Origin of the sequence: Shewanella marisflavi, assembly GCF_002215585.1 — a bacterium.
Taxonomy (GTDB): Bacteria; Pseudomonadota; Gammaproteobacteria; order Enterobacterales; family Shewanellaceae; genus Shewanella; species Shewanella marisflavi.
Genome location: NZ_CP022272.1, coordinates 1,642,104 through 1,667,165, shown reverse-complemented (window position 1 = coordinate 1,667,165; position 25,062 = coordinate 1,642,104). Strand labels below are relative to the sequence as shown.

General features: G+C 48.1%; 17 protein-coding genes. 6 read left to right on the top strand and 11 right to left on the bottom strand.

All coding sequences use genetic code 11. From position 1 onward, the window contains the following. The first annotated feature begins 41 nt into the window (after positions 1-41). Positions 42-1,232: an SO2930 family diheme c-type cytochrome gene (locus CFF01_RS07280; protein WP_088904362.1), complete on the top strand. Its 1,191-nt coding sequence runs from the start codon at positions 42-44 to the stop codon at positions 1,230-1,232. Here the strand turns inward: CFF01_RS07280 and CFF01_RS07275 are convergent. The 3 genes from CFF01_RS07275 to CFF01_RS07265 all read right to left on the bottom strand — a co-directional run bounded on the left by CFF01_RS07275 (position 1,229) and on the right by CFF01_RS07265 (position 6,041). Beyond that, on the bottom strand, positions 1,229-2,242 hold the full coding sequence (locus tag CFF01_RS07275) for an AraC family transcriptional regulator (RefSeq protein WP_088904361.1): 1,014 nt from the start codon (positions 2,240-2,242) through the stop codon (positions 1,229-1,231). The two genes, CFF01_RS07280 and CFF01_RS07275, sit on opposite strands and share 4 nt — an antisense overlap. A gap of 137 nt (positions 2,243-2,379) precedes the next feature. After that, on the bottom strand, positions 2,380-3,405 hold the full coding sequence (gene sohB, locus CFF01_RS07270) for a protease SohB (RefSeq protein WP_088904360.1): 1,026 nt from the start codon (positions 3,403-3,405) through the stop codon (positions 2,380-2,382). Between the two features lie 125 nt (positions 3,406-3,530). Then, on the bottom strand, positions 3,531-6,041 hold the full coding sequence (locus tag CFF01_RS07265; RefSeq protein WP_088905900.1) for a VolA/Pla-1 family phospholipase: 2,511 nt from the start codon (positions 6,039-6,041) through the stop codon (positions 3,531-3,533). A gap of 260 nt (positions 6,042-6,301) precedes the next feature. On the opposite strand from CFF01_RS07265, the gene CFF01_RS07260 reads away from it, so the two are divergent. Further along, positions 6,302-7,039 carry a YciK family oxidoreductase gene (locus CFF01_RS07260; protein ID WP_033540225.1) on the top strand — a complete coding sequence of 246 codons (738 nt, stop codon included), beginning with the start codon at positions 6,302-6,304 and terminating at the stop codon, positions 7,037-7,039. A gap of 122 nt (positions 7,040-7,161) precedes the next feature. Here CFF01_RS07260 and fabB read toward each other — a convergent pair whose 3' ends face one another. Beyond that, positions 7,162-8,373: a beta-ketoacyl-ACP synthase I gene (fabB, locus tag CFF01_RS07255; RefSeq protein WP_033540226.1), complete on the bottom strand. Its 1,212-nt coding sequence runs from the start codon at positions 8,371-8,373 to the stop codon at positions 7,162-7,164. A 133-nt stretch (positions 8,374-8,506) separates the two neighbouring features. Between fabB and mnmC the strand changes: the two genes are divergently transcribed. Continuing rightward, complete coding sequence (gene mnmC, locus CFF01_RS07250) at positions 8,507-10,513, top strand: FAD-dependent 5-carboxymethylaminomethyl-2-thiouridine(34) oxidoreductase MnmC (RefSeq protein ID WP_232479521.1); 2,007 nt, start codon at positions 8,507-8,509, stop codon at positions 10,511-10,513. A 166-nt stretch (positions 10,514-10,679) separates the two neighbouring features. Here the strand turns inward: mnmC and CFF01_RS07245 are convergent, their stop codons facing one another. The 6 genes from CFF01_RS07245 to prmB all read right to left on the bottom strand — a co-directional run bounded on the left by CFF01_RS07245 (position 10,680) and on the right by prmB (position 16,295). Further along, positions 10,680-11,204 (bottom strand): RNA methyltransferase, encoded by a 525-nt coding sequence (locus tag CFF01_RS07245; protein WP_088904358.1) that lies wholly within the window; start codon positions 11,202-11,204, stop codon positions 10,680-10,682. A gap of 2 nt (positions 11,205-11,206) precedes the next feature. Beyond that, positions 11,207-11,488 carry a YfcL family protein gene (locus CFF01_RS07240; protein WP_088904357.1) on the bottom strand — a complete coding sequence of 94 codons (282 nt, stop codon included), beginning with the start codon at positions 11,486-11,488 and terminating at the stop codon, positions 11,207-11,209. A 35-nt stretch (positions 11,489-11,523) separates the two neighbouring features. Then, a complete protein-coding gene (locus CFF01_RS07235; RefSeq protein WP_088904356.1) occupies positions 11,524-12,657 on the bottom strand; it encodes an ATP-NAD kinase family protein in 1,134 nt (377 codons plus the stop codon). A 20-nt stretch (positions 12,658-12,677) separates the two neighbouring features. After that, positions 12,678-13,844 carry an MFS transporter gene (locus tag CFF01_RS07230; RefSeq protein ID WP_088904355.1) on the bottom strand — a complete coding sequence of 389 codons (1,167 nt, stop codon included), beginning with the start codon at positions 13,842-13,844 and terminating at the stop codon, positions 12,678-12,680. A gap of 140 nt (positions 13,845-13,984) precedes the next feature. Next, positions 13,985-15,079: a chorismate synthase gene (gene aroC, locus CFF01_RS07225; protein ID WP_033540232.1), complete on the bottom strand. Its 1,095-nt coding sequence runs from the start codon at positions 15,077-15,079 to the stop codon at positions 13,985-13,987. Between the two features lie 271 nt (positions 15,080-15,350). Further along, the gene (gene prmB, locus CFF01_RS07220) at positions 15,351-16,295 is read right to left on the bottom strand and encodes a 50S ribosomal protein L3 N(5)-glutamine methyltransferase (protein ID WP_088904354.1); all 945 of its coding nucleotides are present in this window, start codon (positions 16,293-16,295) and stop codon (positions 15,351-15,353) included. A gap of 79 nt (positions 16,296-16,374) precedes the next feature. Between prmB and smrB the strand changes: the two genes are divergently transcribed. Continuing rightward, the gene (gene smrB, locus CFF01_RS07215) at positions 16,375-16,902 is read left to right on the top strand and encodes an endonuclease SmrB (RefSeq protein ID WP_088904353.1); all 528 of its coding nucleotides are present in this window, start codon (positions 16,375-16,377) and stop codon (positions 16,900-16,902) included. 70 nt (positions 16,903-16,972) lie between these two features. Here smrB and sixA read toward each other — a convergent pair whose 3' ends face one another. Beyond that, positions 16,973-17,443, bottom strand: a complete 471-nt coding sequence (sixA, locus tag CFF01_RS07210; protein ID WP_033540235.1) for a phosphohistidine phosphatase SixA — start codon at positions 17,441-17,443, stop codon at positions 16,973-16,975. Between the two features lie 210 nt (positions 17,444-17,653). Between sixA and CFF01_RS07205 the strand changes: the two genes are divergently transcribed. Both CFF01_RS07205 and CFF01_RS07200 read left to right on the top strand, forming a co-directional pair. Beyond that, positions 17,654-20,443, top strand: coding sequence for an insulinase family protein (locus CFF01_RS07205; RefSeq protein ID WP_088904352.1), 2,790 nt, complete (start codon positions 17,654-17,656; stop codon positions 20,441-20,443). A 317-nt stretch (positions 20,444-20,760) separates the two neighbouring features. Continuing rightward, positions 20,761-24,981, top strand: a complete 4,221-nt coding sequence (locus CFF01_RS07200) for an EAL domain-containing protein (protein ID WP_232479520.1) — start codon at positions 20,761-20,763, stop codon at positions 24,979-24,981. Positions 24,982-25,062 lie beyond the last annotated feature (81 nt).

Here is a 25,062-nt window from a genome sequence, read left to right as displayed (position 1 = left end):
GGCCGCCAACTGGCGGCCCTTTTTATAGCGAGCCGAATCCTATGCGAACTTCATCCCTTAATTATTTGACCGCCCTCTTGCTGCTCTGCCTCACGGCCTGCGGCGGCAGCGATGACAGCACGACAGCCACACCAGAAACACCAATGACACCGCCGACAGGTGGCACCAACCCTGAGCCAGGCCTGTGTGACAGTCAAGGCAACGACATTAATTGGCAGGCATTGATGGAGCAAGATTGCCCAAGCCTGTCCCACTACAGACTATTTCAGCAGCCAGATAAGCCGACCCGAGAACCGCGCGCGCCCGGCTTCAAATATGAACTGTCTAGCCAGCTGTTTACCAATTATGCTCACAAGTACCGTTTCATCTTCCTGCCTGATGGCAAAACGATCACCTATCATGGCACAGACACCTTCGACCTCCCGGTCGGCGCAGTACTGGTAAAAAGCTTTGCCCTACCGACTGATACCCAGCTTCAGGGAGAGGCACATGAGAAGCTTGTGGAGACCCGTCTACTCATCCACCGTCCTAGCGGCTGGACCGCGTTGCCCTATCTGTGGCAAGACGGTGAGGCACGACTTGCCCTTACTGGCGCCAATCTTGACCATAGCCTGAATCGTCAGGGAGAAACACTGAGTTTTAACTATCATGTGCCCAGCAGAGCTGAATGTAAGCTGTGTCATCAGCGTGCAAGCGACAGTGGCGTAAAGATCTATCCTATCGGGCTAAAGCCCTACCTGCTTAATCATGAACTGCCTATCGCAGGTAACCCCCAAAACCAACTTAACTACTGGCAGCAGCAAGGCAAACTCACAGGGCTGCCCGCCACTGGCGCCCCCGATACGGCACCCGACATCAATGATACTCATGCCGATTTGACCGCTAGGGCGAAAGGATACCTAGATATCAACTGCGCTCATTGTCACAGAGCTGAGGGATTTGCCAGTATTTCTGGGCTGCGCTTAGGCTTTTATGTGGATCACACCAGCTTTCAATATGGGATCTGCAAGCAACCCCCAGGCTGGGATGGCGGTGAGAAGGGGCTGTCTTACGACATCATACCCGGCGATGCAGAGCACTCTATCTTGCTCTACAGGCAGATGTTAGACGCACCGAAAGATCGCATGCCCCCCATTGGCCGCAGCCTGAGTCATGTCGAAGCGTTGAAAGTATTGGAAACCTGGATAGATGGACTAGCGCCCAGTTTAGGCAACTGCCAGCACTCGTCTTAAATCTTACGAATAAACTGGCCTGGCGGCAGGCCAAGCCAGTGCTTAAAACTCTGCCTGAAGTGACTCACGTCGCTAAACCCCATGATATCGGCGATATCGACTATGCTCTTATTGCCCTGCACAATTAACCCTATCGCCGTCTGGCAGCGCACCTGATCCACCAGTTTCTGATAGCTGGTCCCGGCGTTAGCCAGATGACGCCTCAGGGTGCGATCGCTCATATTCAATCTCAGCGCCATCAGCTCAAGCTTAGGAGTTTGTGGAAAGCCTTCGTTTAAGATGGCCAGCACCTTTTCAATCAATGACGTCTCATGCAAGGCCTGTTCGTCTGACGATATGCGCGAAAAATCATAGATTATGGGCAGGTCGAGCGCCTGATGCGCAATCGCCCACTCGAAGAACTCGTGATTGAAGCTGACTTCAGCCTGGCAAAACTGCGTCAAAAATTGGCACTCATGCTCAGGAGTCGCCAGTAATACACGCTCAAGTTTGACGTGTTGCCCCGTCAACTGCCGCGCCAACGCCAGCATGGAGCAGACACTATTTTGAAACTGTAAGGCAAAATGCGGCGCTGATATCTTGCCCGTGTTTAACCAGCGAAAATAAAGTTGCTGCGCTTTGTGAGTCACTAGGGTATCTGACACACTTCCCACTAACTCGGGATGGGCAATGACAAACTCTAAACAATCACCGAGTGTCTTGCACTTTGCCAAATAAGGCCAGATCAACTCTAGCGCTTCCAGGCAATAGGTCTCGCCTAACTTAGCGCCGATCTGAGGGTCATTATCCAGCCCTGCAAGATACGCCATGGCATAATCGACCTGCCACACATAAACGAAGCTCATCTCAGCCAACTCGTTCATACCAAGGCCGATGTCGGCACATAGACGATCGGCGCATTCTGGGCCAAAACGCTGCGCAACAAACCGTAGTAAGCTTCTCAATTCATATGCGGGATAAGATTGATCGCCAACCTTTAGTGTTGCCTGGTAGCGGGTAATACTCGTCATCTCAACCTTACAAAATCTAGGGTAATAATGCTTTGTATAAGATTTTGCCTAAGAGTAAAAGCCTGGCAAGGATAAAAAGTTACAAATATGTAAAAACCCGCCAAGGACGGGTTTTTATCTGGTGAAAATGCGTTCTCTTAGCTCAGAGGTTGATTCTTTTCCGCCAAGCGATCAAACACCGCATTGACCGCCAAAGAGGCGCTATGAGCTATCTTGTCGGCGATCTTTTTCTTTATCTGATAACGCACCTTAATCACAGTTTTTTCTTGAGCCAGCTTCATCACCACATCGTCACTGGTGGAGAGCGCATCAATTAGGCCTAAATCCAGCGCCTGTTGACCATACCAATGTTCGCCGGTTGCCACCTTGGCAATATCCAACTCGGGACGATACTTGCTAATAAAGGCCTTAAACAGTACATGGGTCTCTTCAAGTTCCTGCTGAAACTTCTCACGTCCCTCATCTGTGTTTTCACCAAACAGGGTCAGAGTGCGTTTAAAGTCACCGGCCGTATGCTGCTCATAATCGATATCATGTTTTTTAAGCAGACGATTGAAGTTTGGGATCTGTGCGACCACACCAATTGAACCAACAATCGCAAAAGGTGCTGCGTAAATTTTGTTCGCAACACAGGCCATCATATAACCACCGCTTGCCGCCACTTTATCAACGCAGATAGTCAGTGGAATTTCAGCGTTACGTAGCCTGTCAAGCTGACTTGCTGCCAAGCCATAGCCATGGACCATACCACCGCCGCTTTCGACGTTCACCACGACTTCATCACCTTTCTCGGCCACCGCCAGCACGGCGCTAATCTCTTCACGCAATGAGGCAACTTCACCGGCATCGATACTGCCTTTGAAATCCAGCACAAAGACCCGTGGCGAGCTGGGTGCATCGCTCTTCTCGGCTTTTTCTTTAGCTTTCTCTTCCGCCTTAAGGGCTTTTTCGTAAGCCTTGAACTGCTTCTTACTCAGCAACTCCTCTTTCAAGTCGTGCTTTAGCGACTTAAGCTCATCGGTCACATTAGTCAGCTTAAGCTCACCCTTATCGGCCTTCTGCTTCACTGCCGACGCCAACACCAGAACAACAACCGCGACTATCGCTACCACTATGGTGACAGCTTTCGCTAGAAAGAGTCCATACTCATACAAAAATTCCAAAATTAAGCTCCGTGATAAGGCCTTAAAAAATCTGGGCGCTATTCTAACAGCACTGAGTGCAATAACAAATCCAGCCATAAAAAAACCCAGCAATAGCTGGGTTTTTCACTTATTGAATAATACGCTTAGTTTGCGCCGCAAGGTTGAATGACTGAATCATCCTGAACCAAAACAGTGGCGTCACCCTTACCAGCCGTCAACGCAAAGGCGGCGACCTGCTGCTGCATCTCAACCGTCGCAGCCGCGGCGCTACCATCGGTCACACCAGGCACTTCGCTTGGGCTTATCAGCGAGCTATGATGACCTTTGCTAAAGCGCACGGCACCAGCCCCCACTGTTGTGGTATCGATACACTCAAGGCCTAAGTTTGCGATAAGCGGCTCGGTACCCGATACAGGGAACTTTTCAACATAGTTTGGCAAGACTTGATCAGGTAAGTTACTACCATCACCCACCACTTCAATTAAATGAACCGGTAAGCCTGTCGCTTTTAACCCCGCTGCATGGTTAATTGGATCTGCACCATCAACTGCCGTCTGTACTGCGAAGGCAAATGTTGGCAAGAACTGAGCATACACAGCCTCTACCAGCGCCATATATTCCGGTGTACCTGGCTCATATTTTGTTTCCTTGTTAGCCTCTTCGACCAATGCTTGGAATGTATCGCTTGCTGCAACGTTACTAAACAACAGTGGTCCAAAGGTCTCAGAACCAATGAAAGTCCCCGCGAAGCCGCCCGTCGGGGCAACCAGAGATACGGCATTTAACTTATGCACATAGCTTAAATCGGCGCCATTGGCAGGATGCGTCAAACCTGAGTTTGCATAGGCTGCAAAGTCAGTTCCTACGATAGCACCCAAGCTAAGTCCTTGAGCGCTTATCTTGGTAATATCGAACATCTGTGGCATCTGGGCTGCTGCAAGACCACCGGCAAGACCGGTCAATGCAGCACGTAGGCCTAAATGATCCACTGTCGCCTGTCTGAAGTTATCACGCACAGACAAGGTGCTTTCAAGGTTTATAAAGACTAACGGATTACCATTCTTAAAGGCTTCAGGGTTACCCACAAAGGCGCCAAATGCAGGATCGGTTGCCGACACCTCGTAGACACCATCACCGTTGGCATCGAAAGAGCGAGCCCCGTGCAGTGGCATATCGATAGCAATCGTCGCAACCCCCATTGCCGCATAGCTACCGGCATAGGCTAGCGACATCTCTTTACCGCCACCTAGACCATGCATGGCCATAGTGGTCGGCCAGCCAGCTGTTGGCGGCGTGAAGGGAAGCCCTTGAGAGGCATAAAACTGGGCTAAACGCTCAGCATTTGGCATAGAGATCAAGACTGGCACAGTCTCACTGCCCGTTGGCGCAGGAATTGGATTGAACTTAGTCAGATGCTTGGCCTTGTCCACTGGCGTACCATCGTCAAGTAACCAACTCTTACCCGCTAACAATGCAGGATTAGCCAGAGCCGCAGAAGGGCCAATACCATTAGCGACCGCTTGTGCACCGAAATTTTCTTGGCTTAAGGCACCAGATTGCAGGGCTAACAGCACGGCTACCGGGCTATCGCCTAATGCTTTCCAATAGCCATTCCTGCCAGCGCTCCATTTATCATCGATACTGCCAGCACACTTTACAGAGTTACACTGCCCATAAGTTGGCAGTGTCAGCTGGGCAACATAGACATCGGCCAGGCTAGAAACCACATACGCCACGCCGTCCGTAGGCGTTAAGCCTGCGGCTTGGGCAACGGTGATCCCCAGCGGATGCGGCTGAGGCACTGTCATTGACGGTGCAAATGGCGTCCCCTCTTGCAACATCAGCAGTTTGGTTGTCTCATAGACATCGCTGATCGCCTGCGTCGTAAACAGGCCTGAATAGCTGATGGTTGAGCTATCGACGCCGTGCGCCGCAGCCATGCCCTTTTCATAGCTATTGACTAGGCCTTGCAGCATCAGCTGCTCTGGAGTTTCCAGAGGCTTAGTCTCAATATCCATTTTTAATAGACCATAGGTGGTCGAAGGCGCAATAGGACGTCCGGCCGAGTCTTGGATAAGATCTGTGGTGGCATACACATAAGACTGTCCAGCCTTAAGCGGCTTAAGTGGCACTATGGCAATAGTATTACCCGAGGCCGTTGCCACAAAGTCGACACCAAATTGTAGCTCGTCACCAATCTTACACGCAGAAACAGACATTGCAGCCTGACATTCGGGATCCGTTGACAGAGGGCCGCCGACAGTGGCTTCGAACATGCGCACAGCACCAGGTTGCGCGACAGATGCAGCGGCAAGAGTCAGCTGAGTTCCATCATGGTCCATCGCTGGTGCGACAGAAATAGAGATCGGAGAGGTGGTCGACCAACCATCGAGCGCGCCTAGGGCCATCTGAGGGTCGGTATAGTCACTGCTACCATCGGCTTTTTCACCCGGCATGGTCAGTGTTCCGTCGGTCGTACCGCTAAAAAGTAGATCGTTGGGTAATGGTACCTTGCTGTTCGCGGGATCGAATACCATATGCGACAGAGGGATCAGTGGCTCGGTCTTATCTTTGAGCTGATCAACACTGTCTTCGCTACAACCAGCCATTCCCAATGCGGATGCAATTGCGACACCCAAAAAGAGTCTTTTCATCTTTTTTCCCCAAATCTTGTTGTAATAATTTTGTTTTCCCCAAAAATTGGTCACAATAGTCTTCCTTGAGTGACCAATGAGACTTTTTCAGTCCCTAACGCTAGCCAAGTTAACGTAAAATTATTGAGTTAGCTACAATTTTGTCACACACAAACAACAGATTAGTGCTAGTTAATTAATCATTTGTTTAAAACATACGTTTCAGGCTCGAATAAATCATAGAAATGGCGGGGAATTCCGCTTACAGGAAAAATCGACTCATGTTGGAATATCAGGCAGCAAAAGATTTACTAAAAGATAAAACGATTCTGGTCACGGGTGCTGGAGATGGTATTGGCCGCGCCGCTGCACTGGCCTATGCAGAACATGGTGCCACAGTGATCTTACTGGGCAAAACAGTCAAGAAGCTCGAAGCCGTCTATGACGAGATAGAACAGGCGGGCTACCCGACCCCGGCTATCGTACCGTTAGATCTCAAAGGTGCTACTGAGCAAAATTACCAAGATATGGCGGAGACGATCGAACAGCAGTTTGGTCACCTAGACGGTCTATTACATAACGCCAGTTTACTGGGCGTCCTTGGCCCCTTCGAACATATCTCAATGGATTCGGTAAACGAGGTGCTTCAGGTCAATCTGGTTGCCGAGATCATGATGACCAAAGCCCTGTTACCTGTTCTGAAAAAGGCCCCTTCGGCATCAATCATCTTTACCTCTAGCAGTGTCGGCCGTCAGGGCCGTGCCTTCTGGGGTGAGTATGCCATCTCTAAATTTGCCACCGAAGGCATGATGCAGTGTATTGCCCATGAATATGAGGGCAGCAACCTGCGCGCCAACACCATCAATCCTGGTGCCACCCGCACTAAGATGCGCGCCAATGCCTACCCAGCCGAAAATCCACAAGATTTAAAGACCCCAGAAGAGATAATGGCCACTTATCTCTACCTTATGGGTGATGATGCTACAAGCGTCACAGGCCAGCAGTTCAACGCACAGTAAACGTAGAGTCGCTAACCTTGATGGCATAGAGATCTTGGCGTTAGCGAACTAAAACGCCAGGCACAAAAAAAGGGAAGCATCAGCTTCCCTTTTTAATAATCACTTTAATAGCTTCTAAGCAATTACTTGTATTTTCGCATAACCAAGGTCGCGTTTGTGCCACCAAAACCGAAGCTGTTGCTCATGATAGTGTTGAGCTCGGCATCACGATATTCAGTGACGATAGGCATACCTGCGGCCTTCTCATCGAGATTATCGATATTGATACTTGGCGCGATGAAGCTATTCTCCATCATGATCAGGCTGTAGATAGCCTCATGCACACCCGCCGCGCCTAACGCGTGGCCAGTCAGAGACTTGGTTGACGCGATAGCTGGCAGATTGTCACCAAAGGTTTCGGCCAAGGCTTCTAGCTCACGCATATCGCCAACAGGTGTAGAAGTACCGTGAGTGTTGATGTAATCGATTGGCGTATCAACATCGGCAAGCGCCATCTTCATACAACGCACCGCACCTTCGCCCGATGGTGCAACCATGTCATAGCCGTCTGAAGACGCGCCATAACCAATGACTTCGGCATAGATCTTAGCGCCGCGAGCAAGTGCATGCTCAAGCTCTTCGACAACCACGATACCGCCACCACCAGAGATAACGAAACCATCACGGTCCGCATCATAGGTACGAGAAGCCTTCTCAGGACAATCGTTGTATTTAGTTGACAGGGCGCCCATGGCATCGAAGCCCATAGTCAGGGTCCAATCCACCTCTTCCGCACCACCGGCGAAGACCATGTCTTGCTTACCCATTTGAATCAACTCAACCGCGTGGCCAATACAGTGGGCACTGGTAGCACAAGCAGAGCTGATAGAATAGTTCATGCCTTTAATTTTGAATGGCGTCGCCAAACAGGCACTGGCTGTGCTCGACATGATACGAGGCACAATATAAGGACCAACGCGCTTCACGCCTTTTTCACGCAGGGTATCGGCAGCTTGCACCTGGTTCTGCGATGAGGCGCCACCAGTACCAGCAATGATACCTACACGGTGATTTGAATACTGTTCTTCAGTGAGTCCTGCGTCAGCTATCGCTTGCTCCATGGCAATGTAAGCATATGCAGCAGCATCACCCATAAAGCGCAGTGCTTTACGGTCGATATGTTCTTTAGGGTCTAACTTAATGTCGCCCCAAACATGGCTACGAAGCTTCATTTCTTCAAACTGATCTGAGTGGGTAATACCACTGCGACCCGCTTTAAGTGACTCGGTGACTTCTTGCTTGTTATTACCGATACTTGACACTATGCCAAGGCCGGTGATCACGACTCTTTTCATTATTAACTATCCATTCCGTACGTTTAGTACCAATTTTGCTGCGCCAATAGTATCGCTTTTACTGCATTTAAGTGGTCAGCTTTCCATAAAGGTAGGTAAAATAATGCCTAATATCCCGTTGAGAGTAAATTCATTGACTACCGAACACCCGGATAACGCACAAATTATTGACGACAAGCGTACATTGAACTCATTTTTAAGCCATTTATCGACAATTACACTGGATGCCCCGCAGCAAGTGATCGGTGTTGTCACCACTAAAGGTGGCCAATGGCTGTCCACTTTACTGTCGCTCTTGTATTTTAAGGTAACGTCTCAGGATAAGCGCTACCAACTGCAGCTATATACCAAAACTGATGCTCAAACATTAGCTCAGATAGCAGCAAATTCACAACTGCCCGGCGCGACAAACCAACAGCTTAAGGATATCGCCTCTGCCCACATATCAGGATGTCACCGTCTCACGCTTGCTGACGGTAAACTGATTATCGATCTTCATCTGGGCACCGCACTTGAGCAGCTCAAGGCGCAGATCAGCGCCAAAGATCCCGATAAAGCCGTGCATGCCTGGTTGTTCGATACCGATGAGGCGATATGCCAAGCCCCTGAGCCGCTTATCTGGCAACTCGCACGCTTAAGCTGCCCATCAGCCCCGCTTTTTACCTTCAGTGATACGAGGGAAAAAGAGTCCGCCTCAAGGATTGGACCACTGTCACAGGCGGCTAACAAGGCTGGATTTCAGCTCTGTGAACTCAATTTAGCAACCAAAGATGACCAGTGTGTGACGATTAAATCTGTCCCCAGCAACCCAGCGCTGGATATTGCTCAGCAGGAACGCCGTGCACTACGTCGTCAGCTAAGCGACAGCCTTCACTATAATCCGCTTTATGCCGGGGGCGAAGGCGAAACGGCGATTATCGGGGGCGGTGTTGCCGGAGCCAGTCTTGCTCTGTCGCTCGCGGAACGCGGCAAAAGCCTGACTTTCTTTTGTATGGATGAGGCGCCGGGACAACAGGCCTCAGGTAACAAACAAGGGGCCATCTATCCACTGCTCACGCCGGAGCATGGCAGCCTGAGCCACTATTTTTTACAAGGCTACCTCTTTAGCCGTCAGCGTATCTTGCAGCTGATCGAGGCGGGGCATGATATCCCCCATGATTTTTGCGGCGTCTTGCAAACCGGCCATGATCAACGTAGCCAGCAAAGGCTTGAAAAAATCATCAGGGCCCAGCCTTGGGCCGAGTCAATCGCACAAGCCGTCGATGCCGAAAAAGCCAAGTCACTCGCCGGGATAGCAATCAACCATCAGGGGATCTACTATCCCTTAGGAGGCTGGGTATCCCCTCAAGCCCTGACCCGCGCGGCCTTAGCCCAGGCGGAAAAACTCGGTAAACAAACCTGTCATTATCAATGCAAGGTGACCGACATACGATATGACCAGGGGCATTGGTATCTAAGTACTGAGCATGCAGGAAAGCAGGCCGAATATGGTCCCTTTGCTAACTTAGTGCTGGCTAATGGCCGCCACCTGACCGACTTTTCCCAAACGACCCAGCTACCAATTAGCGGTTTTCGCGGCCAGGTCAGCCACATCCCATCCAGAGGAGAACTGACAGCCCTCAAGACGGTACTCTGCTCTCATGGCTACCTCACTCCGGCCCATGACAAACTGCACTGCACAGGGGCGAGCTATGTCAAAGATCCCGATAATCTGGCCTACAGCCCAACGGAGCAGCTGGAGAATCTGGATAAGATCCGCACTAGCTATAGGGCTAACTGGACTCAAGATGTTGATATCTCAGGCCATAGCGCCCGCATTGGTGTACGCATGGTCACCCGAGATCACGCTCCCATGATGGGCTGCGCGCCAGACTTTGACGCGATAGCCAGCGCTTATCGACAGCATCAGCACACCAAAGAAAGCATCAAATATTGGCGCAGTAATCCCGCGCCCGTATATCAAGGCCTGTTTGTGCTCGGAGGACTGGGTTCTCGCGGCTTAACTTCTGGTCCACTGGCAGCAGAAATTTTAGCAGCTCAGCTGTGTGGCGAACTGCTACCCGCCAATATCGATGTTCTTACCATGCTCAACCCCAACCGTATGTGGATGAGAAAATTACTGAAAGGCAAGGCGCTATAGGGCGTTCTGCTACAGCTCGAATTGAAGGTAGTACTATAGCGAACTTGTCAAAACGCCGACTCGTTGAGTCGGCGTTTCTTCTTGGTAAACCATCTATAAGCAAGCTGTAAACTGCGGTAGATAACTCTTACCTAGGCTAATTCACCTTTGCGCTTCTGCTTTACTATTAAGCTTTGACTTTAACCCGATTATTAGTATCCCGGCTGCTACGGATCAACTCATCACCCGTGACATGCTCGGCCTTCGCCAATCTGTCATAGAGCAGCACATTGACCGATGAGGCCAAATTCATACAGCCAACCGTAGGCACATAGACCACGCTATCGGCTCGATCGATAAGCGCTTGATCTAACGTGCCGTCCTCGGGACCAAACAGGTAGATGGCCTTAGCGGGATGCTGAAATGCCGGTAGCGGCGTCGCCCCCTCAACCAGGTCAACACAGATCACCTGAGTATCATCATCGAGCCCGTCAAGCAAAGATTCAACCCCCATAAGAGGAATATGCTGGCTCACCCGCTTGGTGTCGGTATTGTACTGCTCGCCTCTGTGGTGCGCCGCTAAAGCGTAACGTTTACCCGTATAGCGCACCTCATCGGCACGATAACAACCGGCGGCGCGCATCACTCCGCCCACGTTGGTCGGGCTCTTGGGATTTTGCAGCCCAATGATCACCTGGCTCATGTCAGTCATCTTTAGGCCGTTAGGCCTTGAGAGATCTGCTCGTGCAGCTCAGTCCAGGCATTCACCACTAAGGCGTGATCGGCAGGTTCAAGCTCTGACTTGGCGGTCTCAAGACAAACCTGCATTTTAGTTTCCAGTGCCTGAAGGTCTTGCACAGACTCCTGCTCAAGCTCAGATAAGACTACGGCAACATGGCCTTGTAGATAACCGCTGGCAAAGAGTTGATCATCATCGCCGCCTGCCACCTTGGTCGCGATCCACTCATCTAATGCTTGCTCATACTGCTCTAACATTACTTCTCCAATCGAAATCTGCTTGTATCGGTTAATCAAGTAGCACTCACCAGATCTGGGTTGGCCACCTGATACATCACATAATCGTGGTAGCCGGTCACGACTTTATAATAACCACATAATTCACTGTCTAACTCTGGGTCGCCACTATCCACAATTAAGGGGCGCCCTTCAAGTGCTTTTAGCTTAGTTTTTGTCGCCAGAATGATAATATTTTCTCTGCCGACCTGACGGATCAAGGCTGGCGACAATTGTTGATTGCCACGCCCGAGAATATGACCCTGACCGCCAATCAAGGTGATCACCAGCTTGCATGGACGATTCGCCGTCAGTTCAACTAGCGCCTGAGCACTTAGATCGCTGGCAATCAGCTCGCCATTCTCAACCAGATCCACCCCTAGCAGGGTGTTGTCTAACCCGAGTTCTTCCATCACGGCGGCGACAGTACTACCAGAGCCCATGATGGCAAGCCCCTCTTCTATCTGCTTAACGGCCTCGGCAGCAATATCGGCCAACACCAACTCGTCGACCTCTTTGCCGCCCATCTTAACCGCCTGAATGTAACGCGGCTCGGCAGGAACCTGCATCTCGCCAAATCGGCGCGCCTTAACCACGCCTTGACGAAAGGCGGCCTCATCAATATCCATAACATCGGCAGTCATCAAACTCACTAATGCGCCGTCCAGTAGCTGTTTGACCACCATGCCCGATGCATGGGGGGTGATCCCATAAACGCCAGAATGAATTTTCACCCCAGCCGGCACGCCAAGCACAGGTTGGGTATCAATAATCACCTCAAACAGATCCCGCGCCGTGCCATCGCCACCAGCAAACAGCAAGAGATCGACTCCCGCGGCCTGCAGTGCTTTAGCTGCAGCTTGGGTATCGCCCGCTGCCGTTGTCTCCCCCACCTGATAAACCACCTGATGAGCAAACCCCATTTGACTGACAAGATCGGCGCCCATGGCGCCAGAGGCCGTCACGACAGTAATCTTGTCTTGGTAGGGTAAGATCACCTTCAGTGCCTGTGCCATTCTCAGGTGTGCCTTGGGCTCGGCGCCGCGAGCCAGCGCCTCCTGGGCAACACCATCACTCCCCTTTAGCGCCACACTGCCTCCCAAGCCCGCTAGAGGGTTAATGATCACACCGAGGCGAAATGTCTGTTTCATGGCTATATCCTTGTTATTTATTATTGTTTTTGGCTACTACTAGCTTGTGCTGGGATGAGAAATACGGCGAGCATCGCCAGCACCGCGCACACCGCAGCCACTAACCAGCTCAACCAAGCCTGTGAACCATCTCCCCAGATGAAGCCACACAGCCAGGTGCCCAGCGCACCGCCGACACCGAAACTCAAGCTGGCGTATAACGCCTGCCCCTTACTACGGTGCCTGACATCAAATCTTTGATGCACAAATTGAATCGACGCCGCGTGCACCAGGCCAAAAGTAAAAGCATGAAGCAACTGGCTAACGCCGAGCCACACCATGCTACTGGCACAGAAGGCCATCAGCAACCAGCGAACGGCGGTCAGACCGATAGAGACCACAAGCAAAGCACTGACCCCGTAGCGGCCAAGCAGTCTTGGGGCAAACATAAACATCACAATTTCGGCCAGTACCCCAAGGGCGACGTAGATCCCTGCTGTCGATTCGCTATAACCGACCTGTTTCAAATAGAGCACGAAGAAACCATAAAATGGCCCAGCGCTCATCTGTAACAGTAAGGCTGACACCAGAAACCAGAAGATCCCGGCATCAATTTTCAGCGGCGTCGCTGTCAGCGTTTTATCGACCCGCACTCGAGTACTGGGCAAAGACAGTGAGCAACCAAGTAGGCCCAGGAACAAGCCTAATCCCACAAAGGGCAAAATCTCGGTACCAAAATGGCTAATGGCAAAGCCCACGCTCACCACAAAAACCAGATAACCCAGACTACCGAAACTGCGGATTTTGCCATAGCCACCGGTATTTTCACCTAAGGTTTCTAAGGTGATCACCTCAAGCTGCGCCAATATGGCATTCCAGAAAAAGGTATAGATACTGAGGCTGATGGCCAGATAGAGAAAGCCCCCCTGATAGAAGAAGCTTAAAAAGGTCACCGCAGAGCAAGCCGCGCCCATCTTCACCAGTTGACCGCGCATTCCCGTCTTGTCGGCGACCACGGCCCATATATTAGGCGCTATGATGCGCGTTGCCATTAAAATCGCCAGCAAAAAACCTATCTGCTGCGGCTCAAAGCCCCTATGCTCGAAAAAGACACCGAGATAAGGCACCAAGACACCAAGAATAGCGAAAAAGAAAAAGTAACACGCGCTGATCCAATGAAGTTGTTGCTGTGATTCTGCCTGCGACATGGTGTAAGGCTATTCCTAGAGTGTTTCTCCCCACAGACCTTCTGGGGTTGATGTTGCTACTACGCGAGCTCACCGGTCGGTAAGTCTCGAACAAAAGAAGGCACATTAATGTGCCTTCTGACTTTCACTATTACTGTGGGCTACTTCATGCCCAATATGGGTGTAATGCTATGCACATCTTGGTTCTGCGCCCTGTGTCTTAACAGGTGATCCATTAGGACTATGGCCAACATCGCCTCGGCAATCGGCACGGCGCGGATCCCTACACAGGGGTCGTGGCGCCCCTTGGTAACTACCTCGGCAGGTTCACCCTGCACTGTCATACTCTCGCCTGGCACGCTGATGCTAGAAGTCGGCTTCATGGCGATATGTGCCACTATCGGCTGCCCAGAGGAGATGCCGCCAAGGATGCCGCCAGCATGATTAGAGGCAAAGCCTTCAGGCGACATCAGATCCCTATGCTCAGAACCTTTTTGGTTCACCACGGCAAAACCATCGCCAATCTCTACGCCTTTTACTGCATTGATCCCCATCAGAGCATGAGCGATATCGGCATCGAGACGATCAAATACCGGCTCCCCCAATCCCACTGGGACATTGGTCGCCACCACAGACACCTTGGCACCAATCGAGTCACCGCTCTTTTTCAGCTCACGCATATACTCGTCGAGTTGCTCTAGCTTACTGGCATCGGGGAAGAAAAAGGCATTTTGTTCGATCTGTTCAAAATCCAGGGTCTCGGCACAAATAGGACCGAGCTGAGACAGATAGCCTCTAATCTCGATACCGTGTACCTGCTTAAGGTACTTCTTTGCCACCGCACCGGCAGCCACTCGCATGGCGGTTTCCCGCGCCGATGAGCGTCCACCACCACGATAATCCCTTAGGCCATATTTTTGCTGGTAGGTGTAATCGGCATGTCCCGGACGGAACTGATCTTTAATGTTGGAGTAATCCTGGCTGCGTTGATCGGTATTCTCAATAACTAACCCAATAGAGGTGCCAGTCGTTTGCCCTTCAAACACGCCAGAGAGGATTTTAACCTGATCCGGCTCGCGTCTAGCTGTGGTATAACGCGAGGTCCCTGGACGGCGTCTGTCGAGATCGTGCTGCATATCGGCTTCATCGATCGCCAGACCCGGAGGGCAGCCATCAATAATACAACCTAAGGCTTTACCATGGCTCTCGCCAAAAGTCGTTACCACAAAATTTTGACCGATACTGTTACCCGACATGTGCTTACTTCACCTCTACTTGATTAGTTGACTCCAGCATAACCTAAACTTGCCACTGGCTATATTCTTATACCAATCGTAGTAAATAGCGGATCATTCTAGCTTGTTATAACGTCCGATTACGGCGTTACTATTTTTGATTGTAGAATAACTACTTATCGAAAAATCCTGCCTTGTTCTCGAACGTTATTCCTGCGCTATTTCTGTTCTCTTACTTACCGTGATTGGTATTAAATCGGCTTAGTCATATGCGACTAAGCCCTTCCCACTATTATTCACTATCTTTGTAGATGGCGAAAAGTGATTCATTTTCAACAAGCTGATCTCGTGTGAGCACAAACACACCGTCACCGCCATGTTCGAAATTCACCCAGGTGAAGGGCACTTCAGGGAACTGCTCGATGAGATGCACCATAGAGTTGCCCACCTCAACGACCAACAAGCCCTCTTGGGTCAGGTAGTCGGCGGCATTAGCAAGAATGCGCTTAGTGAGATCCAGACCATCACGTCCAGAGGCTAACCCCAACTCAGGCTCATGATGATATTCATCAGGCATATCACCAATATCTTCGGCGTCCACATAAGGAGGGTTGGAGACAATCAGATCATACTGAGGAGCTCTAGGGATAGCGGCAAACATATCAGACTCGATAGGGAATACCCTGTCCATCACGCCGAGAGATTCGATGTTAATCTGCGCCACTTCCAGTGCATCGCTGCTGATGTCGATAGCATCAACTTCGGCATCTTCAAACTCATAGGCGCAGGCGATAGCGATACAGGCACTGCCGGTACAGAGATCTAAGATACGATTCACCGGCTTATTATAGAGCCAAGGACTAAAGCGGTTAGCGATCATCTCGGCAATGGGTGAACGCGGCACCAGCACTCTGTCATCGACATAAAATTCCAAACCGGCGAAAAAAGCACGATTTGTCAGATATGGCACAGGTAAACGCTCGCGTACACGGCGAATGATGAGCTCAACAATCTTATGCTTTTCGCTGCTGGTCAGATTACTGTGGATCACCTGCTGGCCAATCTCCTCTGGCAGGTGCAAAGCATGGAACACTAGGGCTATCGCCTCATCCCACGCATTATCGGTACCGTGACCATAATAGATATTAGCATCGTTAAAACGGCTAACCGCCCAACGCAACATATCGCCGATTGTACGTAATTCCGTCACGGCTTCATCAACAAAAATCTTATCCAAAACTTGCTCCCGCTAGATAGTTCCGACTCATTGTAACTGAACTCTATTCATATGGCATCGGATTCAATAAAATAGCCCCATGAATAGAGAAAAAGATGATGAGTTGGCGCTTTTTTCGGCGCTAACTCAAGGAATAAAACCGCTTAAACAAGATAAGCGGCATTTTGCGGCGCCGCAAAAACCCAAGCGAGAGCTGGAGATCGCCACCACTCAGCTGCATGCCGACAGCTACTTCTCCGATACCTATCAGCCCCTGCTCCCCTTAGAAGGCGCGATGCGCTGGTCAAGAGAAAATGTCGACAGCCATGAGCTTAAGCGGCTCAGACGCGGTGACTATCAACCCGATCTGCTACTGGATCTGCACGGCATGCGTCAAACTGAAGCCAAGCTAGAGCTTGCGGCCTTGATTCAAGCCTGCGTCAAACAGCACAGCCAATGTTGCTGCGTGATGCATGGTCATGGCACCGGCATATTAAAACAGAATATTCCTATGTGGCTGGCGCAACACCCTCAAGTTAAAGCCTTCCATAAGGCGCCAAAAGAATGGGGTGGCGATGCCGCCTTGTTGGTCTTGGTCGAGGTCGGCGAGTTTCCCTCTTGGGAGTAATTAACCCTCTTTAATTAGGACAACAAAAAGGACGCGAAGGCGTCCTTTTTGTATTTATATAGCTATCCGGCTAGCTCACCGTATGGGGGGTATGCTGCCAGCTTAGCGAACCTCGCTCGCCATGTCTGTCGATTAAAGTCACCCCTGAAGTGGCAAACAAAGGCGGTTCGATTCCTGGCACCAACTCGCTGACCATATAGCCCAACAGCGGCATGTGGGCAATCACTAACACATTGTCAGCCTTGTATTGTTCGGCATAAGCCAAGGTCAGATCGGCTGCCATGGTCGGCTCGGCCGAAGGCGTTAATTCATCCAGCACCAACCACTTTCGGGGCTCGGGGAAGTGCTTACTCACTTCCTGCCATGTTTGCTGCGCACGCAGATAGGGACTCACCAGCACGAGATCGAACTCGGTTACATCACGGACCAGCCAGTTACTCATCAATTCGGTTTGATAGCGGCCGATCTCAGTCAGCACACGCTCTCTATCTGAGTGTGCGTGATAACCCGCCTCGCCATGTCGCATCAAATATAGCTTCATACTACTCTCGCTATGATTATTCTTGTTCTACTATGAATTGTAGCGTTAAAGTGCTGCGCAACAAACCTTAAGTCTGTTATTAATTAGTCGAATAACGGATAAGATATTTGCCAAAGTCATTTTTGAAGCCCAATATGTAGGCTACTGCTTTAACGACCTAAACCCCGATGAATATCATACATTTGTCCAGTAAAAGGATGGAGTCAGCCATTGCCCACTTCGACGCCAATCACTAAGAGCCCCAACGATCATCGCCAGTACCAATATGTGCAACTAGCTAACGGGCTGCGGGTACTTTTAGTGGAAGACTTACAGGCACAACAAGCCGCCGCATCGATGGCGGTCAACGTCGGCCATTTCGATGATCCGGCTTCACGTCCTGGCATGGCACACTTTCTTGAGCATATGTTGTTTTTAGGCACAGAAAAATACCCTAACTCAGGTGAGTATCACGCCTTTATTAATCAACATGGCGGCAGCAATAATGCCTGGACGGGTACTGAGCAAACCAACTTTTTCTTCTCTATCGATGCCGAGGTGTTTGAAGAGTCACTGGATCGTTTTAGCCAATTTTTTATTGCCCCCTGCTTTGACCTAGAGCTGGTCGACAGAGAGCGCCATGCCATTGAATCTGAATTTAGCCTCAAGCTGAAAGACGATATTCGCCGTACCTATCAGGTTCAAAAGGAGACAGTTAATCCGGCTCACCCTTTCTCAAAGTTTTCAGTTGGCAATCTCAAAACCTTGGCGGGCAGTGAAGCGACACTACGCCAGGAATTACTGGATTTCTATCAATCTCATTACAGCGCTAATCTGATGACCCTCTGTCTGGTAGCGCCGCTATCACTTGATGAATTGAACCAACTGGCCGACACCTATTTTGCACCGATAAAGAATCGTCACTTGATTAAGCAGTATCCTGACGTGGCGATTTATGAGCCAGCTCAGCTACAGCAGCAGATCAATATTGTTCCACTCAAAGAGCAAAGGCGCGTTGCCATTACCTTTCCCCTACCCGCCATCGACCGCTTTTATCAGCGAAAGCCGCTGACCTTTATCAGCCACCTATTGGGCTATGAAGGTAAAGGAAGTTTACTGAGTCACCTGAAAGAACAGGGACTGGCCATCAATCTCTCGGCCGGCGGCGGCGTCAACGGCTACAACTTTAAAGACTATAACATCAGCATTCAGCTCACCGAAAAAGGGCTGCAACAGCTCGATGATGTGATACAGGCAAGCTTTGAATATCTGAAATTAATTAAAACCCAAGGCATGGAGGCGTGGCGTTATCAGGAGAGAGCTAATTTACTTAAGCTCGCCTTTAAATATCAGGAGCAGATAAAACCTCTTGATCTGGCCAGTCACCTCAGCATCAATATGCATCACTATCAGGTGGTCGATCTAATCTACGGCGACTACCGCATGGATGGATTAGATGTGAGCCAGGTGAAAGAGCTGCTGGATTTAATGAGTCCTGACAACCTACGTATACAGCTCATCTCGCCAGATCTGGACACAGAGAAACAGGCGGCCTGGTATCACTCCCCCTATCAGATGAAGCCGATCGCCAGCGAAAGGTTAGTATCCTGGCGTGACCCAGAGATCAGAGAATCCCTTAAGTTACCAGAGGCGAATCCCTTCATTATCGAAGACTCGATTGCCAGAGAAGACAAGAGCGATCACCCAGTACCAGTTATCGTCTGTCAGGAAGCGGGTTACCGCATCTGGCACAGAAAAGATGATGAGTTTAATGTGCCTAAGGGGCATATGTATCTGTCGTTAGACTCCCACCAAGCTGCCGCCACGCCAAAGCATGCCGCCCTAACCCGGCTGTATGTTGAAATGCTGCTCGACTACCTTACCGAGTTTACCTATCCCGCCGAGGTCGCAGGGCTGAGTTACAACATCTACCCTCACCAAGGGGGCATCACACTGCATCTTACCGGCTTAACGGGCAAACAGGAGGCTCTGTTATCTCTACTCATCAACAAGGCCAGAGAGCGTAACTTTACCCAAGAAAGATTTAAGCAGATCAAGAAACAGATCTTACGCAACTGGATTAACCAAAGCCGAGCCAAACCCATCTCGCAGCTCTTTACCAGCTTGACGGTTACCCTGCAAAAACGCAGTTATGAACCGCAGCGTATGGCCGAAGAGCTTGAAGATATCACCTTAGATGATCTGCATAATCATGTGCGCGCATTTTACGAGAAGATTCATCTCGAAGGACTCGTCTACGGTGACTGGCTAACCGAAGAGGCCCAGGCACTGGGTAAACGACTGGATCATGTACTCTCGTTAGTATCGACCCCTAGCGGCGAATCAGAGCGTGAGTTGATCAAACTCGAGAATGTCGGCACCTTGATGCGCGAAGTGAATGTTAACCATCAAGACAGCAGTATCATAGTGTATTACCAATCTTCGCAGACTACTCCATTAAAAATGGCTCTGTTTAGTCTATTAAATCACACCATGTCGTCGACCTTCTTCCATGAGCTGAGAACCAAACGCCAATTAGGCTACATGGTGGGCACAGGTTACCTGCCACTAAATCGTTATCCGGGCATGATCTTCTATATACAATCGCCCACCGCAGGCCCTCTTAAGTTACTTGAGGCGATAGATGAGTTCATTGCCGACTTTAATTACGCCGTAATGCAAATAACCAACGATCAGTGGGAGCTCACAAAACAGGGCCTTATCAATCAGATAATGGAGCATGACTCCAATCTAAAGACCCGAGGTCAGAGGTACTGGTCGAGCATAGGTAATAAAGATTATGAATTTAATCAAAGAGAATTGGTTGCTGAGCAGATTACCAAGCTGACCCGCTCCGATCTGATCAAATTTATGATGCAGAAGATGCGAACCAAACATGGTGACCGCTTGATCCTGTTTACAACAGGAGAGCAACACAGAAACCAAGAGCAGTTAACGTCTGACAATATGATCACCGATCTAAGAAGCTTTAAGCAACGCGCGGCAAAGTTTAACTACTAACTCTCTTCTGAGGCCCGAGGAAGGGCCTTTTGCCTGACATTGACAGAAATAACTTACCAACGAGATACCGAGCAAACCACTGACCTAGACCACTTTACAAACAAATAAGATGGCCAACTACCAAGCGCACAGCATAAAACACTAAGCAACAATGAAAATGAGAGTAATTTACAAACAAGAAAATTCAGTGTTCTTTTGACAAATCCCCCTGTTTCTGAATAAAGTAGGTTAAATAACTGTTGCCTATGCATTAATGGCTAATAATCAGACTAATAATTATGCCTACATTCTTATCTCGATTTCTACTTTCACTGCTAATGGCCCTGACCGTCTCCGGCTATGTTTTTGCAGGCAGTGAAAACCCATCCATTAAACTTAATGGGCATATATACAGTGTCCCTGAAGGATTATCCCAAAGTACTGTGACATCTATCGTCGAAGATGATAATGGCTATGTATGGGTCGGAACGTTAAATGGTTTAAATAGGTTTGACGGGCATGAATTTAAGCATTATTTAGCAGATAATAAAAGTGGATTACCTAGCTCGTTTATTCGTAGCTTAAGCTTTACAAAAAACTCAGAATTACTAGTTGGCACTGATAGCGGCATTGTTTACTTTGAACCAGAATTAGATAAATTTATAGAAAAGAAAATTAGCCTCGACAACAATAACATTGCTATCTGGAGTATTTACAGTGACAAAAACATCCTTATTTTAGGAACAGACAACGAACTCATCATATTCAATGAAGGAATAGTTGTAAAAAAATACCCGGAAATAAAAGAAGCAAAAAAAATAGTTTCCACAAATGATGAGTACATAATAAAAACATATAACGGTGAACTTTATAGAATCAATAAGAGTCTAGATCTCCCTGAACTAATAGGTAGTAACATCCTAGATGTCACATCTACAGAAAATGAATTCATCTATATCGATAACAGTTCAATAAACTTTAACAAAATTGACTTTAAAATATCAAATAGCAATAAACTAACAAATATACATGCCTCCAAAAACATCATATTTGCCACTAATGAAAACTCAATTTTTGAAATTAAAGAAAAATCAATCATAAAAATTGGAACCATAGATAAAAAAGCTGAATTTGGCAGCGTTTCCTACTTTTACACCACAGAAAACTCAAAGTATATAGGTCTAATAAACGAAGGACTACTGGAGGTAAAGGATTCTAAAAATTTAATATCTAATCTTAGTAATTTCGATAAGAACATATGGCATTTTAGTACAGACAAATTTAAAAACATCCTTGTTTCATCAGATGATGAGTATGTAAAACTCTATGATAAAAAACTGAACCTTATAAAAAAAATCAACACTGGAATCCAAGGATATAAAAATACAATTTCGATAGGAGACGATATATACATTGGAAGCCACAAAGGTTTGTTTTCCCTGAGAAATGACAAGATAATCCAAATCCTAAATGACACGATTACAGTATTAACCAGCAATGAAAAAATACTGTATGCAGGGACATCTAATGGTAAGCTCCACATTTTTGATAACAACAATGAACTACTTACCATTGAGACGCAAGATAACGCCCCTATATTAGGAGTCTTAAACTTTAAAGACAATGAACTGTATATTGCGTCACAAAGTGGCTTCTATCAATACAAAAACAAGTCATTAGTAAAAATTGACGACCAGATAACATTCAGTTTAGAGATTTCAAATGATAACGTAATATTAGGAACCTCTACATCTATAAAATCATACTCCCCCAATGATTCCACTTTAAAGACGTTATTTTCAAACAACAAAGATATCTACTCTATAAAATTCATCAATGATTACATAGTCGCTGCATCAATAGGAGAAATAATTCTACTTTCAGAAAACTCCCATTGGTCTTTTCCCACAAACTATGGCAGCCAGCATGAGTACAATACTCCAAGCAGCATAAAATATGGCAATGAACATGTTTTATTTGGCGGTATTGATGGCGCAAGCTTGGTCGATTTAAATAAAATAAACAACTACATAAGAAAAGACATCAAACCTAGCACAATAGTCAAAGACCTACTTATATTTAACACTCCAATAGAAATTGGCTCCAGCTACTTAAGCAAATCAATATCACACACTAAAAAAATAACCCTAAAGTATTCAGACTACCCATTTACATTCAAATTCATTACACCCAATGCCCCTATTGACAATTTAGAGTACTTCTATCAAATGGAAGGGCTTTCCGAAGATTGGATAGAGTCTAAAGGAAACAACTCTTCCACTTATACTAACCTTTCACCCGGCAATTATAATTTTAATGTTTATGCTGTTAACCCCATAACAAAAAGCAAAGGTGAAACGACTTCAATTAATATAGATATCACCCCTCCTTGGTGGCTATCTATTCAAGCTAAGCTTGTGTATCTAATGATTACACTGTTGATTACAGGTGCGATTGTCAAAGCAGCGCTGAGAAGACGAGAGGTACAGCGACAAATCGCCAAGTCTGAAGAGCGTTTAAAGCTATCATTGTGGGGTAGCGGCGATGAAATGTGGGACTGGGATATCGAAACAGGTCAAATTTATCGCTCTAATATCTGGGGCTCTCTCGAATTTCCGCGAGATGGTCAACGCTCTGGTGAAGCAGGTGAAGAGAGTAACATCCATCCCATGGACCAAGAGCGAGTCAATACCGCGCTCAACAAACATTTCTATGGCGAAACCGATCATTTTGAAGCCGCCTATCGCGTCAAAGGCAAAGATGACCAATGGATCTGGATCTTGGATAGGGCAAAAATCGTTGAGCGTGATGAAAATGATAAAGCCCTGCGTATGACAGGTACCATCAAAAACATCAGTAATTTTAAACAGGCAGAAGAGCAACTAAGGCTGTTTGAACGCGCCATCGAAAATATTTCTGAAGGCATGTTCATCTTAGACAATAAATTTAAGTTTGTTGAGGTCAACGAAGCCTGTTGTGATCTCTGTGAAAAAAGTCGCAATGACTTTATCGGCGAACTCTTTCAGTTTGACCTATACCCCGAGAGCTACTCAGAACAGATTCGACATATTCTGCAACAGCAAGGTAGTTGGAGTAACGAGGTTGAATCCTCCAGGGGGGATGGAAGCAGCTTCCTAATGGAACTAACGGTCGACGCTATCTACGATGAACAGGGAGTACTCTCCCATTATGTAGGCGTGTTCTCCGATATCTCTCGTCGTAAACAGCAAGAAGAAGAGCTAAGAAAGCTCACCAACAATGACCTGCTGACCAGTTTACCTAACCGTTCAAGCTTAATGGTCACCCTAGGGAACTTAGTTAAAAAAGATACTCACCACACCCTAATGGTCTTGGACTTAGATAATTTCAAGAAGATTAACGACTCCTTAGGTCATCAGGTCGGTGATGAACTCCTAATTAAAGTAGCAAGGCGCATCGAGTCAACAGTCCCCTACCACACCAGCATCTATCGTCTGGGCGGCGATGAGTTTGCCATACTCGTTGACAATAACCCTGATATTGGTTCCAGCGCCGTTATCGCTAATCATGTGGTTGACGCCTTCTCTAGCCCATTTGAACTGACAAAAGATAGAGTCGTTGTTGGAGTAAGTATAGGTATCGTTCTCTACCCAGAAGACGATCAGAATGAACAGGCGCTGCTACGTAAAGCTGACATAGCCATGTATCATGCAAAATCGGCTGGCGGCAATCGCTACCAATTTTATTCAGAATCTCTGAACCGCAATGCAATACGTCAACTTGAAGTAGAGAACCTGATCCGTGAAGGTTTAAGAGACGATCTCTTCGAAGTCTACTACCAACCTAAGATTGACCTCAAAAGTAGTAAGATGGCTGGGATGGAAGCTCTTGTCAGACTAAATCACCCCAAGCACGGCCTGATCTCCCCTGGCGAATTTATTCCTCTGGCAGAGGAAAACGGGCTTATCGTCGAAATCGGCGAAGTAGTATTACGTAAAGCCTGCTTTGCTGCGCAAAATTGGCGCCGTCAAAAGTTGTTCAACGGCCGGGTTGCTGTCAATTTATCATCACAACAATTCGCACTTCCGGACCTACAGCAGCGAATAGAGTCAATTTTACGTCTAACTCAACTCCCAGCTGCCAACCTTGAGCTGGAAATTACCGAAGGAACCGTCATAAAACAGCCAGAAAAGGCGATAAAAGTTATGATGCAACTCTCTAAAATGGGCGTCAGCCTGGCGTTAGACGATTTCGGCACCGGATATTCATCACTGTCATATTTAAAGCGCTTCCCTATCGACACCCTTAAAATCGATAAGGCCTTTGTTGACGACATAGATAAATCTGACAGAGATCTGAAAATGGTCGACTCTATCATTACCATAGCCCACAACATGGGACTCTCAGTTGTCGGTGAAGGGGTCGAAGAAGCATCTCAACTAAATATACTCAAAGCTTTAAAGTGTGAAGAAATTCAGGGCTTTATCTATAGCAAGGCTGTCGATGAAACCTGCTTTACTGAGCTGCTAAAGCAAGAAATTTTTAGCTATAAGCCAGTATCCAGCCACAAAAAAGCCTAATGTTTAAAATGCAAAAATTTAGCCAATCAAGGATAAAATTTAACTAAAAAGGAGAATATTTAAAAGTTGGCATAACATCTG

Bases quoted from the DNA above. Each gene is read 5' to 3' on its own strand.
- fabB (WP_033540226.1), bottom strand. From the start codon at position 8,373: ATGAAAAGAGTCGTGATCACCGGCCTTGGCATAGTGTCAAGTATCGGT.
- CFF01_RS07240 (WP_088904357.1), bottom strand. From the start codon at position 11,488: ATGTTAGAGCAGTATGAGCAAGCATTAGATGAGTGGATCGCGACCAAG.
- CFF01_RS07260 (WP_033540225.1), top strand. From the start codon at position 6,302: ATGTTGGAATATCAGGCAGCAAAAGATTTACTAAAAGATAAAACGATT.
- CFF01_RS07280 (WP_088904362.1), top strand. From the start codon at position 42: ATGCGAACTTCATCCCTTAATTATTTGACCGCCCTCTTGCTGCTCTGC.
- CFF01_RS07235 (WP_088904356.1), bottom strand. From the start codon at position 12,657: ATGAAACAGACATTTCGCCTCGGTGTGATCATTAACCCTCTAGCGGGC.
- CFF01_RS07265 (WP_088905900.1), bottom strand. From the start codon at position 6,041: ATGAAAAGACTCTTTTTGGGTGTCGCAATTGCATCCGCATTGGGAATG.
- smrB (WP_088904353.1), top strand. From the start codon at position 16,375: ATGAATAGAGAAAAAGATGATGAGTTGGCGCTTTTTTCGGCGCTAACT.
- sixA (WP_033540235.1), bottom strand. From the start codon at position 17,443: ATGAAGCTATATTTGATGCGACATGGCGAGGCGGGTTATCACGCACAC.
- CFF01_RS07200 (WP_232479520.1), top strand. From the start codon at position 20,761: ATGGCCCTGACCGTCTCCGGCTATGTTTTTGCAGGCAGTGAAAACCCA.
- CFF01_RS07245 (WP_088904358.1), bottom strand. From the start codon at position 11,204: ATGACTGACATGAGCCAGGTGATCATTGGGCTGCAAAATCCCAAGAGC.
- CFF01_RS07230 (WP_088904355.1), bottom strand. From the start codon at position 13,844: ATGTCGCAGGCAGAATCACAGCAACAACTTCATTGGATCAGCGCGTGT.
- aroC (WP_033540232.1), bottom strand. From the start codon at position 15,079: ATGTCGGGTAACAGTATCGGTCAAAATTTTGTGGTAACGACTTTTGGC.
- CFF01_RS07275 (WP_088904361.1), bottom strand. From the start codon at position 2,242: ATGACGAGTATTACCCGCTACCAGGCAACACTAAAGGTTGGCGATCAA.